The sequence below is a fragment of the Microbacterium sp. GW823-FHT02G05 genome (assembly GCF_058797175.1).
The window spans coordinates 1,209,301-1,224,619 of the sequence record NZ_JBXAJK010000002.1 but is presented as its reverse complement, the minus strand read 5'-3'; the positions used below and the strand labels follow the sequence as shown (position 1 = coordinate 1,224,619).

General features: G+C 67.2%; 11 protein-coding genes and 2 tRNA genes. 12 read left to right on the top strand and 1 reads right to left on the bottom strand.

The features are described 5' to 3' along the window. Positions 1-139 precede the first annotated feature (139 nt). From AC1REM_RS15770 to AC1REM_RS15730, 9 genes are all read left to right on the top strand, one after another. Positions 140-937, top strand: coding sequence for an enoyl-CoA hydratase/isomerase family protein (locus tag AC1REM_RS15770; RefSeq protein ID WP_492515465.1), 798 nt, complete (start codon positions 140-142; stop codon positions 935-937). Between the two features lie 147 nt (positions 938-1,084). Continuing rightward, a complete protein-coding gene (locus AC1REM_RS15765) occupies positions 1,085-2,113 on the top strand; it encodes a hypothetical protein (protein WP_492515464.1) in 1,029 nt (342 codons plus the stop codon). Continuing rightward, positions 2,113-2,904: an inositol monophosphatase family protein gene (locus tag AC1REM_RS15760; protein ID WP_492515463.1), complete on the top strand. Its 792-nt coding sequence runs from the start codon at positions 2,113-2,115 to the stop codon at positions 2,902-2,904. Before AC1REM_RS15765 ends, AC1REM_RS15760 begins: the two co-directional genes overlap by 1 nt. Before the next feature lie 182 nt (positions 2,905-3,086). After that, positions 3,087-4,421, top strand: a complete 1,335-nt coding sequence (locus AC1REM_RS15755; protein ID WP_492515462.1) for a M23 family metallopeptidase — start codon at positions 3,087-3,089, stop codon at positions 4,419-4,421. A 62-nt stretch (positions 4,422-4,483) separates the two neighbouring features. Further along, positions 4,484-4,555 (top strand) — tRNA-Thr (locus AC1REM_RS15750). 36 nt (positions 4,556-4,591) lie between these two features. Continuing rightward, a tRNA-Met gene (locus AC1REM_RS15745) sits at positions 4,592-4,665 on the top strand. A gap of 102 nt (positions 4,666-4,767) precedes the next feature. Next, positions 4,768-6,237, top strand: a complete 1,470-nt coding sequence (locus tag AC1REM_RS15740; RefSeq protein WP_492515461.1) for a DUF3375 domain-containing protein — start codon at positions 4,768-4,770, stop codon at positions 6,235-6,237. After that, positions 6,230-7,027 carry a DUF4194 domain-containing protein gene (locus AC1REM_RS15735; protein ID WP_492515460.1) on the top strand — a complete coding sequence of 266 codons (798 nt, stop codon included), beginning with the start codon at positions 6,230-6,232 and terminating at the stop codon, positions 7,025-7,027. The genes AC1REM_RS15740 and AC1REM_RS15735 overlap by 8 nt, the downstream gene beginning before the upstream one ends. Beyond that, positions 7,024-10,386, top strand: coding sequence for an ATP-binding protein (locus AC1REM_RS15730; protein ID WP_492515459.1), 3,363 nt, complete (start codon positions 7,024-7,026; stop codon positions 10,384-10,386). The genes AC1REM_RS15735 and AC1REM_RS15730 overlap by 4 nt, the downstream gene beginning before the upstream one ends. 262 nt (positions 10,387-10,648) lie before the next feature. Here the strand turns inward: AC1REM_RS15730 and AC1REM_RS15725 are convergent, their stop codons facing one another. Beyond that, positions 10,649-11,827, bottom strand: coding sequence for a PAS domain-containing protein (locus tag AC1REM_RS15725; protein ID WP_492515458.1), 1,179 nt, complete (start codon positions 11,825-11,827; stop codon positions 10,649-10,651). 224 nt (positions 11,828-12,051) lie between these two features. On the opposite strand from AC1REM_RS15725, the gene AC1REM_RS15720 reads away from it, so the two are divergent. The 3 genes from AC1REM_RS15720 (at position 12,052) to AC1REM_RS15710 (ending at position 15,192) form a co-directional block, all read left to right on the top strand. After that, positions 12,052-13,080, top strand: a complete 1,029-nt coding sequence (locus AC1REM_RS15720; protein ID WP_492515457.1) for a Bug family tripartite tricarboxylate transporter substrate binding protein — start codon at positions 12,052-12,054, stop codon at positions 13,078-13,080. A gap of 97 nt (positions 13,081-13,177) precedes the next feature. Next, the gene (locus tag AC1REM_RS15715) at positions 13,178-13,645 is read left to right on the top strand and encodes a tripartite tricarboxylate transporter TctB family protein (RefSeq protein WP_454127299.1); all 468 of its coding nucleotides are present in this window, start codon (positions 13,178-13,180) and stop codon (positions 13,643-13,645) included. Continuing rightward, entirely contained in the window at positions 13,645-15,192 is a 1,548-nt protein-coding gene (locus tag AC1REM_RS15710) for a tripartite tricarboxylate transporter permease (protein WP_492515456.1), read from the top strand. The genes AC1REM_RS15715 and AC1REM_RS15710 overlap by 1 nt, the downstream gene beginning before the upstream one ends. Positions 15,193-15,319 lie beyond the last annotated feature (127 nt).

Here is a 15,319-nt window from a genome sequence, read left to right as displayed (position 1 = left end):
GAGCCACCCATTGCTGGGTGGCTCTTTTGCGTTAACACGCACAGTGCATCATCCGCTTATGCTGGATGTGCCCCGATGAGCGTGGCATGACGCGTGTGCTGTGCTCGAGGCTTCGCACGCACGCTCGTATGGAGGTTTCATGACCGCTCCGCTTCTCTGCACCGTGACCGACGGTCTTGCACGGATCACGCTGAACAGGCCGCAGCGGCTCAACGCCTTCAACAGCGAGCTCGCGCATGCCTGGGCGGAGACCACGACCGCCGTCGTCGCGGATTCATCCGTCGGCGTGGTTCTTCTTGATGGCGCCGGTCCGTCATTCTGTGCGGGTGGTGACGTGCTCGACATGGCACAGAGCATGGGCTCTGGTGCCGAGATCACGGCGCTGGCTGACGTCATCAACAGTGGCATCCGTGCGCTCGTCGAGTCACCCATCCCGGTGGTCGCTGCCGCGCACGGTACCACCGCGGGAGGTGGGCTCGGAATCCTTCTCTGCAGTGACTACGCGATTGTCGGCAGCAACTCCAAGCTCGGAAGCCTGTATGCCAACATCGGGCTCACGCCGGATCTGTCTGTGTCCGCGCAGCTGGCGCGTGCAGTGGGGGAGCGTCGTGCCCTGCAGCTCGTGCTCCAGGATCGCCTGCTCTCCGCCGAGGAGGCCGTGGAATGGGGTCTTGTCGCCGAAGCCGTCGACGGAGAAGACGCTGCGGAGATCGCCACAGCGGTTCGTGAACGAGCGGAGGCTGTCGCGGCATTCTGGCTGCAGGGCGCCTACCGTGCGTACGGTGAGGCGAAGCGTCTCATCCGCTCCCAGCCGGCCCGCTCTTTCGCGGAGCAGCTCTCCGAGGAGGCGCGGATGATCGGAACATCCTTCGACCGTGAGGAAGCGCAGGCACGGGTGGCGGCGTTCGCTGCTGCTTCGGCCGCGCGGCGTTCCTGACGTTCAGCGCTGTCATCGGCGACCTTCGATCTCTCCACAGGAGGGGGAATCTGAGGGACTTTCCACCGAGGCGGGCATCACACGAGCATCGTTCGCAACGCGTGCGAAGATTGAGGCCACGAAGGTGACCGGAGGAGAGATCGCGTCATGACTGCCCCATCGCAGCAAGAGTCCAAGCCTGACATGTCCCTGCTGATTCGCGGCTCGCTGTGGATCGCGATCGGCGCGCTGATCGCAGCGGCGCTCGTGTGCGTGGTCTGGGTGCTGATCGGCGATCAAGAAGGCCTGATCGGCCGCGCCTTCCTCACGATTCTGCTGCTTGCGGGGTTTGCGGGCATCGCGATTCTCGAAGCGAGCCTCGCGCCGAACCGACCCGACTGGCTGGCCCTGCTGAGCATGGTGTCATGGATCATCGCTCTGCTCGTCGGCGCGGTCAAGATCTGGCTCCCGGAAGATCAGCGGTACGGCTACGGCTACTTCGATCCCGCCGAAAGGTTCTGGTTCCTCATCCTCGCGATCGGCGTGCTGCAACTCGCGCTTCTTCACGTGCGTCTGTTCACGAAGGCGTCTCAGAGGTATGTGACAACGTTCACCCGAGTGATCACGATCCTGACCCAGGTGTTCCTTGCGGGACTCGTCGGCCTGCTGGTCTTCTTCCTCACGTTTCCGCGCTCGTTCGAGTACGCCGACCTCTACTGGAGAATCGTCGTCGCGCTCGCGATTCTTACGGCGGTCGGTACCACGCTGATTCCACTGCTCAACGCCCTCTTCGCTCCGAAGAAGCCGAAGCCGGCGCGGCCCGTGAGCGCCGCAGCCCCGCTTGCGCCGTGGCCGATGTTCGCAGATGGTGTCACGCCGCTGCCGGCGCTCCACGACGGCTCGCCCGACTGGAATGCCTACTACACCGGCGTGCCCACTCCGCAGCTCGAATGGAACTACGACCCGCAGGCGCACGTCGGTGCTCCGCAGGCTCCTCTGGCTCCGCCCGTGCCTCCCGTGCACGTGACTGAGGGGAGCGGAGCGGATGCACCGGTGCAGCCGACGACGCCCGCGTTCCCGCCGGCGCCTCCCGCACCGCCCATGCCTCCGTCCCCACCTGTGTCGCCCGCGCCTCCGGTCCCGCCGGCACCTTCCGCCCCGGCTGCCGACGACACCGCACCCGAGCCGCCCCGGTGATGAGCCCGGAGGCCTACCGGGAGCTGGCCGTCGACATTGCTCAAGAGGCAGGGGAGCTCGCGCGCCAGCGCCGTGCCTCGGGCGTCGCGCTGGCTGAGACGAAGTCCTCGCTCGCGGATATCGTCACCGACGCTGACCGCGAAGTGGAGGCGCTGATCCGCGATCGCTTGCGCGCCGAGCGTCCCGGGGAGGGATTCCTCGGCGAGGAGTCGGGCACATCGGAGGGGGCGACGGACATCACCTGGGTCGTTGATCCGATCGACGGCACGGTCAACTACGCGTCGGGCATTCCCCTCTATGCCGTGAGCATCGCGGTCGTGCAAGGCAGCACGGACCCCGATTCCTGGGTTCCGCTCGCGGGCGCGGTTGATGCTCCGATGCTGGGCGAGACCTTCTCCGCTGCGAACGGCGGAGGAGCCCAGCTCAACAGCCGACGCATCCACGTTGCCGAACCCTCGGCAGCCGGCGCTCTCCTCGCGACCGGCTTCGGATACGACCCGGCGACGCACGCCGGAGATCTCGCCACCGTGGGGCGCGTCATGCCGATGGCCCGCGATCTGCGTCGCGGCGGATCCGCGGCGCTCGATCTCTCGTTTGTCGCCGCCGGGCGGCTCGACGGATACTTCGAACGCGGCCTTCAGCCGTGGGACTTCGCCGCCGGGTCGCTCATCGTGCAGGAGGCTGGGGGAGTGTTCGACCGGCCCGACCAGTCAGCGGCGCGGCGGATGAATCTCGCAGGCTCCGCGGGTGTGGTCACGGAACTCCGCAGACGAATCTTCGATGCACGGTGAGCGTCCGCATGACGCCCCGCACCGACGTGCGCGGAAACAATCCACAGCACGCCGACGTGCACATGGCATTCCCAGGACGATGCATGTAGTGTTTATCCGATCGTTACCTTCGTTACCCGAATAACGAGGGGTGTACAACCCACTGAGCCGCCCCGACACGGCCCAACCCCGAGAGAAACGTTTTGCCCTTCGAATCCCCCGCGACGGAGTCTGCGCCCACGCGCCGTTCTCGTCGCCTCCCGACCTCCGGTGCGCCGGAGACTCCGGAGACTTCGCAGGACCAGCAGCTCGAGACGCCCGCACCTCTCACGCGTCGCTCACGACGTCAGGACGCCACTTCTGCATCCCCCTCGGCGCCGCAGCTCGACGCGGTCGACGGGGTCGCCGCCGCGCAGACGCTGATCGCCGCATCCGCACTCGCTGCAGTGCAGGCCGTCTCCGAGCCGTCGGACGAGCCGAAGGCAGCGCCCTCGGCGACATCGGTGCGACCAGACGACGCGCCGACGACGCGAACACGGGTACGAGCATCAGCGCGACCCACTGTCATCGTGACACCTGTCGCCGCGCCGGTCTCCGAACCGGCCACCGTTCCCACTCCTGTCGTCGAAGACGCGCCCGCGGCGGCGCCGCGGACTGAGTACGACGTCTTCGCCGCAGCCTCCCAGCTTTTCGCTTCGGCCTCTCCGGAGCTCACGGGCCCAGCCCTCCCGCGGCACCGGTCCGCATCGGCCGACCAGGCAACGGCGTCGGCACATGTCGTGCCGCAGCGCCCTCGTGTGGGTGCGCTGCGCAAGATGGTCACCATCGGTGCGAGCGCCGGCGTCATGGGTATCGCAGGTCTTCTCGCCGTCTCGATGACACTTCCGGCCGAGGCTGTCGCTGCGGCGCAGGGTGCTTCGCTGGGGTCGACGACCTCGCTGGTTGCGCAGGGTCCGTCGGCGGGCGCCAGCAAGGCAGAACAGGGTGAGATCCAGGCGTTCGTGGCACCGACCGCGGTGCAGAACGAGGCACTCGCCGGCGCGGCCGGCTTCTCGACCATTTCGAGGGCCGATCTCGCCGCCGAGCAGGGCATCCGCTACTCCGATTCGCTGTACACGAACGACCCGAACGCGTCGATCCAGTGGCCCTTCGTCGTCGGTGTGGCGATGAGTTCGCCGTACGGTCCGCGCTGGGGTCAGCTGCACGCCGGTATCGACCTGGTCCCCGGTGAAGGCGCACCGATTCAGGCGATCGCTGACGGCGTCGTGCGTCTCGCGACAGAGTCCGACGGTGGCTACGGCGTCGGAACCTACATCGATCACGTCATCGACGGACAGCTCATCACGAGCCACTACGCGCACATGCAGTACGGCTCGCAGCGCCTGCAGACCGGCGACGTCGTGAAGGTCGGTGACATCGTCGGATTGACCGGCAACACCGGTCGTTCCTACGGCGCGCACCTGCACTTTGAGCTCATCGTGAATGGCTCCACCATCGATCCTCTGCCGTGGATGATGGCCAACGCCGGGCGGAAGTAGCCTCGATTTAGCGAGAAGGCCGGAGAGTGCTATTCTCATCTGGTTGCCAAAAACACGGCATCGCCCCGATAGCTCAGTGGCAGAGCACTTCCATGGTAAGGAAGGGGTCGTCAGTTCAATCCTGACTCGGGGCTCGCAGCATTCTTCTCCTCTGTGAACGGATGCCTCGCGGCAGGGTAGCTCAGCTGGTTAGAGCGCACGACTCATAATCGTGAGGTCGCGGGTTCAAGCCCCGCTCCTGCTACAGACTACAACCCCCGGAATCCCGGGGGTTTTGTCGTTTGAGGGTCCTCCTGCGGACGCTCCCAATTCAACCGTTGGACCGCTCCCCGATAAGATTGATCCGGTGACTGATACGCGTGCCGAGGCGGCATACTCCCGCTCTCTCGCGGCGTTTAGAACCCCGACCCTCGATCTCCTGCACGGGCGGTTCGCGCCCTTCGTGGTGGCCGCGCTCTCGATCCTCTTCACCGCCGATCGGCCCTCTGTCGCAATCGCCGACGCGCACGCCGAAGTCGCCGAGATCCTCGACGAACTCCGCTCTGCCGGTCACGACGATGAAGAGCGGCGGCTGCCGTCCGGCAGCGGACGTGAAGTCTGCCGCACCTGGGCGAAGGTCGGCTGGCTCGTGCAGCAGATCGACGACGACGTCGAGGTCTACCGGCTCTCCGCGCACGCCGTCGAAGCGCTCGAGATCACCGGACGCACCGGCGCCGGCCGCACGCGCGTCTCCAACTCGCGCATCCGCACGCTCCTCGAGGCGGTCGAGAATCTCTCCGACAACGCCGAGGCCGACCCCATCCGTCGCCTCGTGCGCCTCACGGCAGAGCGCGATGCGATCGACGCCGAGATCGCTCGTGCAGAACTCGGCGACCTCGCGCCTCTCGACGATGAAGAGCTGCTGGAAGAAGCCGAGAACGTCCTGCACCTCGCGCGTGAGCTGCCCGCTGACTTCACCCGCGTCGCGGAGTCACTCAAAGCCATGCAACGTGATGTCGTCGCCCACCTCCGCCGCGATGAGCGCCCCACGGGCGAGGTGCTGCGCGAATACCTGCAGCGCGCCAAAGACGTCATGCAGTCGACTGCCGAGGGGCGTGCCTTCTCCGGTGCGCTCCGCCTCATCGGAGACGCCGACCGCATCGACGCGCTCACCGACCAGCTGCATGTGCTGCTGCGTCAACCCTTCTCGCAACGACTCGATGCCGCCCAGCGTGCCGAGCTCGACGCGATCGGACGTCGTGTCGAACTCGGCGTCGAAGAGGTGCTGGCCGCGCAGCGGCGCGCCTCGCACGTCATCACCGGGCAGGTGAAGACCCACGACCCGCTGCGCGATCGCCAGGTCGATGATCTGCTGCGAGACGTCATCTCCGGCCTGCACGCCTGGACCCGCGACACCTCCGGCAGCCACATCGTCGACCCCGTGCGCAGCCTGCCGCGTCTCGACCTCGGGCACCTCCGCCAGTCCATCAGCGACATCCGCCCGCCGGGCACCCCAGCGCCGCTCACCGACGCCGACGACGTCGAGTTCGTCGACGCCGACACCCGCGCATGGGGCGGCCCCCGCTACGCCGAGATCGAGGCGTACCTCGCCGGTCTCGGAGAGGACTTCGACCTGGCAGATGCGTTCGCCGGCGTCGATGACGACACCCGCCGTCCCGTGGACCTTCTCGGAATGCTTGAGATCGCCCACCGCAACGGCCTGGCCGAGGGGGAGGGCATCTCGATCGTGGAAGCGCTGCGCCCCGACGGCACCACCCGACGTTTCGCGTTCGGCGCCGTCACGGCCCGCACGCACAAGGAGGAACAGCATGACTGAGCCGGAAACCGAGGAGCAGCTTCCCGAGGAGACCGTCACGGTCGACCCTGGGCTGGGCGAGGCATCCGGAGCCGGAACCTCGACGGACGACGCCTTCATCGCCCCCGTGGCGATGGAAGACGACCCTGACGACCTCTTCGCCGGGGACCGCGGAACCCTCGACGCCGAGGTGCGTCGCGTGCTCGTGCTGATCCTGCAGCGTCGCTTCCTCTCGGCTGAGCGCAATCGCCGGGAGTGGGCTCTGCTGCGCGACCACCATCAGATCGTCGAGTCACGGCTGAACGACCTCTTCCTGCGGCTCGTCGTCGACCACAGCCGCGGCCTCGCATACAAGCAGCAGGTGCGGTCCGACGAGCTCGATGTGCCGATCCTGCTCAAAGACGCGCCCTACACGCGTGCCGAGACGCTCGTGCTCGTGCACCTGCGCACCGTCTACCAGCGCGAATCCGCCGCGGGCGAATCCTCTCCACGCATCGATATCGAAGACGTCGAGCAGACGGTGCTCAGCTACTTCGCCGAGGTCGACGGCAGCACGGCGCGCCAGCAGAAGGCCATCCGCAATGCCATGGAGCGCCTCGACCGTGAGGGCATCATCGACGAGGAGACGACCGGGCGCTACCGGATCAGCTCGCTCGTCGAGGTCGTGCTGAGCGCGGAGAAGCTCGCCGAGCTCCGTGACTGGCTCCGCGCGCGGCAGGCGGAGAAGGACACCGCGGATGCTGCGCCTGCGGAGGCCGAAGAATCCGCATCGAACGATGCCGACGACCTCGTGGAAGCGGGCGCACTGTGACGATGATCGACACCCTCTTCGGGCTGATTCCTGCCGAGTCGCGTGGACAGCAGTGGGTCGCAGAAGACCTGCAGCTCGTGAACTGGGGCGGCTACGACGGCGGACCTCACCTCGTGCGCTTCTCGCCCAACGCGACACTGCTCTGCGGCGGCTCCGGCTCCGGCAAGTCCACACTCATGGACGCCTACATCGCGCTCATGATGCCGCACACGACGCCCTTCAACGGTGCCTCCAACGGCGGCGTCACCGGGCGCCCGCGCGGCGAGGAGCAGCGCAACATCCTCTCCTACGGTCGCGGCAAGCTCGACGAGTCGCGCACCGACGAGGGCACGAAGCTGCGCGTGCTGCGTGGCGACGGCGAAGACACCTGGACCGCCATCGCCATGACCTGGCGCGACCATGACGACGCACGCTTCACCGCGCTCCGCGCCTGGTACATCCCGGCCGGCGCGCGCACGCTCGAAGACACCGTGCGTGTGCGTGCGACGACCGCCGCGGCGTTCGACCTCTCCCTGCTCGACGGCGCGGCGGCACAGCGTCTCGCCGAACCCGCTCTGCGCGCGCTGGGCCTGGAGACGCTCGGCACCGACCGAGAGTTCTCCGCGCGACTGCACGCAGTGCTGGGCATCGGAGCCGCAGGCTCGGGCGCGAAGGCGGTGAGCCTGCTCTCACGCATCCAGGCCGGTCAGCAGATCACCACCGTCGACGACCTGTATAAGAAGCTCGTACTCGAAGAACCCGAGACGATGGCCACCGCCGACGCGGTCGTCGCGCACTTCGACGAACTGGAGAGCACTCGCACGAGCATGCTCACGGCACGTCAGCAGGTGAGCGCGCTGGAGCCGATCCGCGGCATCCAGGAGCGGATCGCTTCCGCCGCCGAGCGCGTCCGTCTGATCGATGAGGTCGGTGACTTCTCGCAGCCCGATTCGCGCGCGTCGCTCTGGCGCGCACAGCGGCGACTGGATCTGCTGCGCGAGGTCGAGACGGAGCTGCGCGACCGCACCCGGGCCCTCGACCTGGAACTGCGGGAGAAGCGCGTGCTCGCCGCTGCGGCCGATGCTGAGCGGGAGGGACGCCTGGACGTCCTTCGGCAGTCCGGTGGTGACCGCCTGGAGACCGCGCAGCGCGAGCTGCGCGGGGTCGAACGTCGTCTCAGCGAGGTCAGGCGAGAGCGGGAGCGCTTCGACGCCGACTTGAACGAACTGGACGAGGAGATCACAAGCCGCGAGCAGTTCGATGCGCTGCTCGGACGTGCCGCGGAAGCCACGAACGACGCATCCGGTCGGCGGGCGGCTCGCGCGGAGTTCGCCGAGGCGGAATCGACCCGTGCCCGTCTGGCCCGAGAACTCGCCGCGATCGAGGACGAACGGGACAAGGGCAGCCGCGTCCGCGGCAGCATCCCCTCCGCCCTCGACGACTCACGTGCACTGCTCGCCCGCGCCGCAGGCCTGGATCCGTCGGATCTGCCGTTCGTCGGCGAGCTGATCGAGGTCCGCACAGAGTTCGAGCCGTGGCGCGAAGCGTTCAACCTGGCTCTCGGCGGCTTCGCCACGACACTGCTCATCGACGAGGCCCACCTGCCCGCGTTCCGTGCGGCGATCGACACCGTGCGCACGCCCGTGCGTCTGCGATACGAGGGGATCCAGTCCGGACTCGCACAGACGAGATCCGGCGATGTCACCACGATGCCCGGACGTCTGGAGTATCGCGATTCCACGTTCACGGGCTGGCTGCAGCAGCGTCTCGACGAGCGGTTCGCCTTCGTGTGCGTCGATTCGTCCGCGCAGCTGGGCGAGCACCGCATGGCTCTGACGATCGCCGGTCAGATGTCGCAGGGGAGCCGGGGCGCGCACGGAGGACACGGGCGGGAGAACGTCCTCGGCTTCTCGAACGAGCGACGCCTTCGCGACCTCGACGGGCAGCTCGAGCGCCTGCGTGGCAAAGTCGACGCCGCCACAGGCGCCGTACGCAACGCCGAGGCGGCGCTCGACGGGATCGAGCACCGTGCTGCGATCTTCCAGCGCATCAAGGACCTCACCTGGGACCAGGTGGACGTCGCCGCCGTCGAAGCGGAACGGGATCGCTGGATCGCTGTGGAGACGGAAGTCACCGACGCCAACCCTGAGATCGCACGCCTGCGCGCCGAGACCGAAGAGCTCAAGGCCCGCTCTGCGCGACTCAACGGCGAGATCGGCGCGACGAGCGTCGAGCGCGACCAGGTCGAGAAGCGCTGGGGTGATGTCACCGACGACGTGGACGCGTGCCAGAGCGTGATCGACGCGGCAGAGGCCGCGGGGATCGCTCTCGATGTCGTGCAGTCGCGCTTCCTCGACGACCGATTCATGTTGGCGGAGGACGACGGACGGGAGACCGCATCCGCGCGGCTCGCGCGCCTCGACCTCGCCGTCGGCTCTGCTGCGCAGCGCCTCAGCGATGACCGGCGCACCGCGGCGGATACGCACGCCGAGCAGCGCGACAGCATGCAGCGCCTGATGCGCGGCTTCCTGGAACGCTGGCCGAGCCTGGCACTGCTGCCCGACCCGGATGCCTCTGTGGGGGAGTTCGAGCGCATCCTCGAGACGCTGAAGACGAGTGGTCTACATGAGCTGGAGAACGAGTGGCGCGACAGCCTGCTCAAGCTCTCGGGCAATGACCTGACGAGCCTGGACTCCACGCTGAGCCGGTCGCTGCGGGAGATCAAGGAGCGGATCGACCCCATCAACCGCATCATGGAGGCGCTGCCGTTCTACGACGATGCGCATCGCCTGCAGATCTCGCCGCGGGAGAACACCTCTGAGCCCCGCAAGCGCTTCCGCCGCGATCTTCGCGAGGTGCGCGCACTGATTGAAGATGCGACGACGGATGCTGAGCGCGAACACGCCTACGCACGGATGTCGCGACTGATCGGGCGCATGCGCCGGACCGCCCCCGACTTCGCCGAGCTGATCGACGTGCGCAACCACGTGCGCGTGAGTGCGGAGCGGATCGATGCCCAGACGAAGCAGCATGTCGCTCTCTACGACCACATCGGTGAGAAGTCGGGAGGCGAATCGCAGGAACTCGTCGCCTTCATCGTCGGAGCGGCACTGCGCTACCAGCTCGGCGACGCCGGCGCTGAACGCCCGCGTTACGCGCCGGTGTTTATGGACGAGGCCCTCATCAAGGCCGACGCGCACTTCACGAAGCGCGCGATCGGTGCCTGGCGAGGACTGGGCTTCCAGCTCATCATCGGCGCGCCGAATGACAAGTACAGCGCGATCGAGCCGCACGTCGACGTCGAGTACGACATCCTGAAAGACACCCGTGGGCGATCCTGGGCGAAGGCGAAAGTGGGCCTGCCGCAGACCGCGGGCTGATCTCAGCCCGTCGGCGCCTCACCCTCGAGCGTCTTGAGGGTGTCCTCCTCGACGGCGATGTCGGCTTCCAGCTCGTCCTCGGTCGCCTCGCTGCCTCCGAGGGGCGCCTCGTCGTCGGTCGTCGGCGCAGCGGAGTCTTCGGGGTCGGAGGGGCGGGCGAATCGGGTCGTGTGTTCATGTCGTCACCTTCTCTCTACGGGGATCTGACACTAACCCCGCACCGTCGCGTGGGTACGGGGGTTGAAGCGACAGTGCGAAGGTGTTACCGCGGAAGCACCGTGGGCCCCGTGGTCGTATCCAGCATCCGATAGCGAGTGCTGGGTCGTCCCTTCGTGCCGTAGTCCAGGGCGCGTGTGGCGCGGCCGATGCTCGCGAGATGCTCCAGGTAGCGGCGTGCGCTCACCCGCGAGATGCCGAGAGCGTCGCCCACCTCCGATGCCGAGGCATCTGGATGCTGGGTGAGCGCGGCCGCAACGCGGTCCAGCGTCTCTGCGCTGAGGCCCTTCGGCAGTCCCTGGCGCTCACGGAACGCGATGATCGCGTCGGCCGCATCGACGCGGCGCACGACATCGTGGAGCTCGGTGTGATCGCGCAGCAGGATCGTCGCCTCGGATGCTTCGCCATCCACGCGCGCGCCCGTGCTGCGCGCGACGATCACACGGGGGCCGATGATCACAGGGCTTCCCGCGGATTCACCCTCGTTGAGGATCCGGACGAGCTCGGGGGGCAGCGCATCGTCGACGTGCGCCCCGGTGAGCTGGTCTGCGGTGGAGTCGAGCAGATCGGCGGCGGCGTCGTTGACGAGGCTGATCATGCCGTCGTGCTCCACGACGATCACACCCTCGCTCAGCCGGTGCATGGTCGTCTCCCGGTTCTTCACGAGGGCGGCGATCTCGTGAGGCTCCAAACGGTAGATGCGACGGCGGATGATCGAGGTGACCCAGGTGGAGCCGAACACGCCGATGATCGCGGCCGTCACCATCGCGCCGGTGAGCCAGAAGAGGTTGCTGACGAACTCCTCGTTCAACTCGCTCTCGAGGATGCCCACCGAGGCCGTGCCGATCACCTCGCCGCTGTCGAACACCGGTACCTTCACCCGCCACGTGGTGCCGAGGGTTCCGGTCTGGGTGCCGACGTAGATCTCACCCGCCAGCGGAATGGACGGGTCGGTGGAGACGCGCTCGCCGATGCGGTCGGGGTTCGGGTGCGAGTAGCGGATGCCCTCTTCATTGGCGATCACCACGTACGCGAGATCGGATGCTTCGCGGATGACCTCGGCGATCGGCTGGATCACGCGCGAAGGGTCCGCGTCATCGAAGGCGTTGATCACCGTGGGGAGGCCTGCGATGGACTGCGCCACCGCCTGCATCCGGTCTTTGTACGCGTCGCGGATCGCCTGCTCATGCAGGACGCCGGTGATGATTCCGGCGGCGAGGGTCACCACACACACGATCAGTGCTTGAAGTACGAGAAACTGTGCTCGTAGCGTCATCTTTGAGGCCACGGCTCTATTCTGACCGCTCAGGGAGCGGGCCCCAAGCGGCCCGGAAGGTCTTCTGCGATCAATAGTTCCGAAAGGCCGTGCAATAGTTTCGGATACCCAGACGCCCGGATTTCTCCTTCTACGTTGTAGCTCAGCATCACGAGCCACTCGAGGAGGAGTGCATGAGAACTGCAACGAAGCGGACGGTCAGCCTGGCCGCCATCATCGCGGCCGGAGCGCTGGCATTGACGGCCTGCGCCGGAGGTGCGGAACCCGCCGCACCGGAGAAGGGCGACGCCCCGGCCGCCGAAGCGATCACAGACGTCAACATCGTCGTCCCCGCCGACCCGGGCGGTGGCTGGGACCAGACCGGGCGTGCGATCGCGCAGGTGCTGACCGGCGACAAGATCGTGTCGAGCGCACCCGTCACCAACATCGGCGGTGCCGGCGGAACCGTCGGCCTCGCGTCGCTCGCGAACGAGAAGAAGCAGAACACCCTCATGGTGACCGGCCTCGTCATGGTTGGCGCCGTGGAGACCAACGCGTCCAAGGTACGCCTCGAGGACACGACCCCGATCGCACGCCTGACCGACGAGCCGCTGGTGATCGTCGTACCCGCGGCATCGCCGTACAAGACGCTCGACGACCTCGTCGACGACATCGTCGCCAACGGACAGGCCGTGTCGATCACGGGTGGCTCGGCGGGTGGAGCCGACCACATCCTCGCGGGTCTGGTGCTCGAGGCATCCGGTCTCAAGGCGGAGGAGATCCCGACGAAGCTGAACTACATCCCGAACTCGGGAGGTGGTGAGGCGACCGCCCTCATCATCGGCAACCAGGTGTCCGCGGGCATCTCCGGCGTCGGTGAGTTCGTCCAGCACATCGAGTCGGGCGACATGCGTGCGCTCGCCGTCTCGTCGGAGAACCCGGTCGAGCAGCTGCCCGACACCCCGACGATCACGGATGAGGGCATCGATGTCGTCCTCACCAACTGGCGCGGCGTGATCGCACCGGGTGGCATCGACGACGCGACGCGTGCGGAGCTGGAGCGAGTCGTGACGGAGCTGCACGAGACCGATGCATGGACATCGGAACTCGAGACGCGCGGATGGAACGACGCGTTCCTGATCGGCTCGGAGTTCGACGCGTTCCTGAAGACCAACATCACGGATGTCTCGGCGACCCTGAAGAACATCGGTCTGGTTGGTTGAAATGACTGCTGGGTCTCCGGGGACGGGGCCTGACACCGTGCGGGCCGATGAAAGTCGGCCCGCACGGTCTCGTGCTTCCCTCCCCATCGGCGAGCTGGTGTTCGCCGTTCTCATGCTCGCACTCGGGGTCTTCGCTCTGGTCGGAGTCTTCGGTATCCGCGTGCCCGTTGGTGCGCAGGTGGGGCCGACCGTGTTCCCGTTGGTGGTCTCGATTCTCCTCCTCGCCGCGTCGGCGGCGGTGATCGTCGGAATCTTCCGCGGCCAGCGTGTGGAGCTAGAAGAGGGTGAGGACATCGACGAGTCGATGTCCACCGACTGGCTCACGCTCGCGAAGATCGTTGCCCTGATCGTCGCGCATCTGCTGCTGCTCGAACCCATCGGCTGGGCGCCTTCTGCGGCGATCCTGTTCGGAGGCGTGGCCTGGTCGCTCGGCGCCAAGCGCTGGTGGATGGCCTTCCTCGTTGGCCTCCTCGTCGCGCTCAGCGTGCAGATCGTGTTCGGCGGGCTGCTGGGTCTGTCGCTGCCGTGGGGTCCGCTCTTCGGCTGGCTGGGAGGGATGTTCTGATGGATAGCTGGACTCTTCTGCTCGAGGGCTTCGCGACGGCGCTGCAACCGCAGTACCTCGTGTTCGCGTTCCTGGGTGTGCTTCTCGGCACCGCCGTGGGTGTGCTCCCCGGCATCGGACCCGCGATGACGGTCGCGCTGCTGCTGCCGCTCACCTACACGCTGGAGCCCGCGGCGGCGCTCATCACGTTCGCCGGCATCTACTACGGCGGCATGTACGGGGGATCGACCACGTCGATCCTGCTCAACACCCCCGGCGAATCGGCCTCGATCGTGACAGCGATCGAGGGAAACAAGATGGCCAAGCTCGGGCGCGGTGCCGCGGCTCTCGCGACCGCCGCGATCGGCTCGTTCATCGCGGGCACGATCGCGACCATCGGCCTGACGCTGCTTGCCCCCGTGCTCGCGAGATTCGCGGTGAACCTGGGTCCTGCGGACTACGTCGCTCTGATCGTCATCGCCTTCATCACGGTCGGCGCTCTGCTGGGCTCGTCGGTGTCTCGTGGCATGGTGTCGCTCGGCGTCGGTCTGTTCCTCGGGCTCGTGGGCACCGAGATTCTCTCCGGCCAGCAGCGCTACACCCTCGGCGTCCCTGCCCTCGCCGACGGCATCGATGTCGTCCTGGTCGCCGTCGGTCTGTTCGCCGTCGGTGAGAGCCTCTACATCGCGGCCCGACTGAGACGCGGCCCGATCGCGCTCATCCCGGTGACCCGGGGCTGGCGCAGCTGGATGACCCGTGAGGACTGGAGGCGGTCCTGGAAGCCGTGGCTGCGCGGATCGGCGATCGGGTTCCCGATCGGCACGATCCCCGCCGGTGGTGCAGACGTTGCGACGTTCCTGTCGTACGCCGCGGAGCGCAAGCTCTCCAAGCGGAAGGACGAGTTCGGCCGCGGCGCGATCGAAGGCGTGGCCGGTCCGGAAGCGGCGAACAACGCCGCGGCCGCGGGCGTGCTCGTGCCCCTGCTCACGCTGGGTCTTCCCACGACCGCGACCGCCGCGATCATCATCACGGCATTCCAGTCGTATGGCATCCAGCCCGGTCCGCAGCTGTTCACCAACCAGCCGGCCCTCGTGTGGGCACTCGTGGCAAGCCTCTACATCGGCAACGTCATCCTGCTCGTGCTGAACCTGCCGCTCGTCGGCATGTGGGTCAAGCTGCTGCAGATCCCGCGGCCGTACCTGTATGCGGGAATCCTGGTGTTCGCCGTGTTCGGTGCCTACGCGCTGAACTTCTCGACGATCGACATCCTGATCCTCCTGATCATCGGTGTCCTCGGCTACTTCATGCGGCGCTACGGGTACCCGATCGCGCCTCTCGTGGTCGGCATGATCCTCGGTCCGATGGGTGAAGCGCAGCTGCGCCGTGCCCTTCAGATCAGCCAGGGTGATCTGACGACGCTGGTGACCCAGCCCTTCGCCGCCAGCGCCTACGGCGTGCTGATCCTGCTCATCGCGGGCGGGCTGTGGCTGAAGCGCCGTCAGCGTCGATACGAACAGGCGCTCACGGAATCGATCGCTGTGCCGATCAAGGCGGATTCGGAGATCTGAGACAGACGCGCGATCTCCGCGCCCTCGCTGAATCCCGTTGCCCGGTGTACACGCCCGGGTGACGGGATTCGGCTTTGCCCTGCTTCACAGTTAGCCTCTAGTTAGGGTTACCTAACTAAGGGTTGCC

Excerpts from the sequence above, each read along its gene's own strand:
- AC1REM_RS15770 (WP_492515465.1), top strand. The coding sequence starts at position 140 with ATGACCGCTCCGCTTCTCTGCACCGTGACCGACGGTCTTGCACGGATC.
- AC1REM_RS15765 (WP_492515464.1), top strand. The coding sequence starts at position 1,085 with ATGACTGCCCCATCGCAGCAAGAGTCCAAGCCTGACATGTCCCTGCTG.
- AC1REM_RS15760 (WP_492515463.1), top strand. The coding sequence starts at position 2,113 with ATGAGCCCGGAGGCCTACCGGGAGCTGGCCGTCGACATTGCTCAAGAG.
- AC1REM_RS15735 (WP_492515460.1), top strand. The coding sequence starts at position 6,230 with ATGACTGAGCCGGAAACCGAGGAGCAGCTTCCCGAGGAGACCGTCACG.
- AC1REM_RS15720 (WP_492515457.1), top strand. The coding sequence starts at position 12,052 with ATGAGAACTGCAACGAAGCGGACGGTCAGCCTGGCCGCCATCATCGCG.
- AC1REM_RS15710 (WP_492515456.1), top strand. The coding sequence starts at position 13,645 with ATGGATAGCTGGACTCTTCTGCTCGAGGGCTTCGCGACGGCGCTGCAA.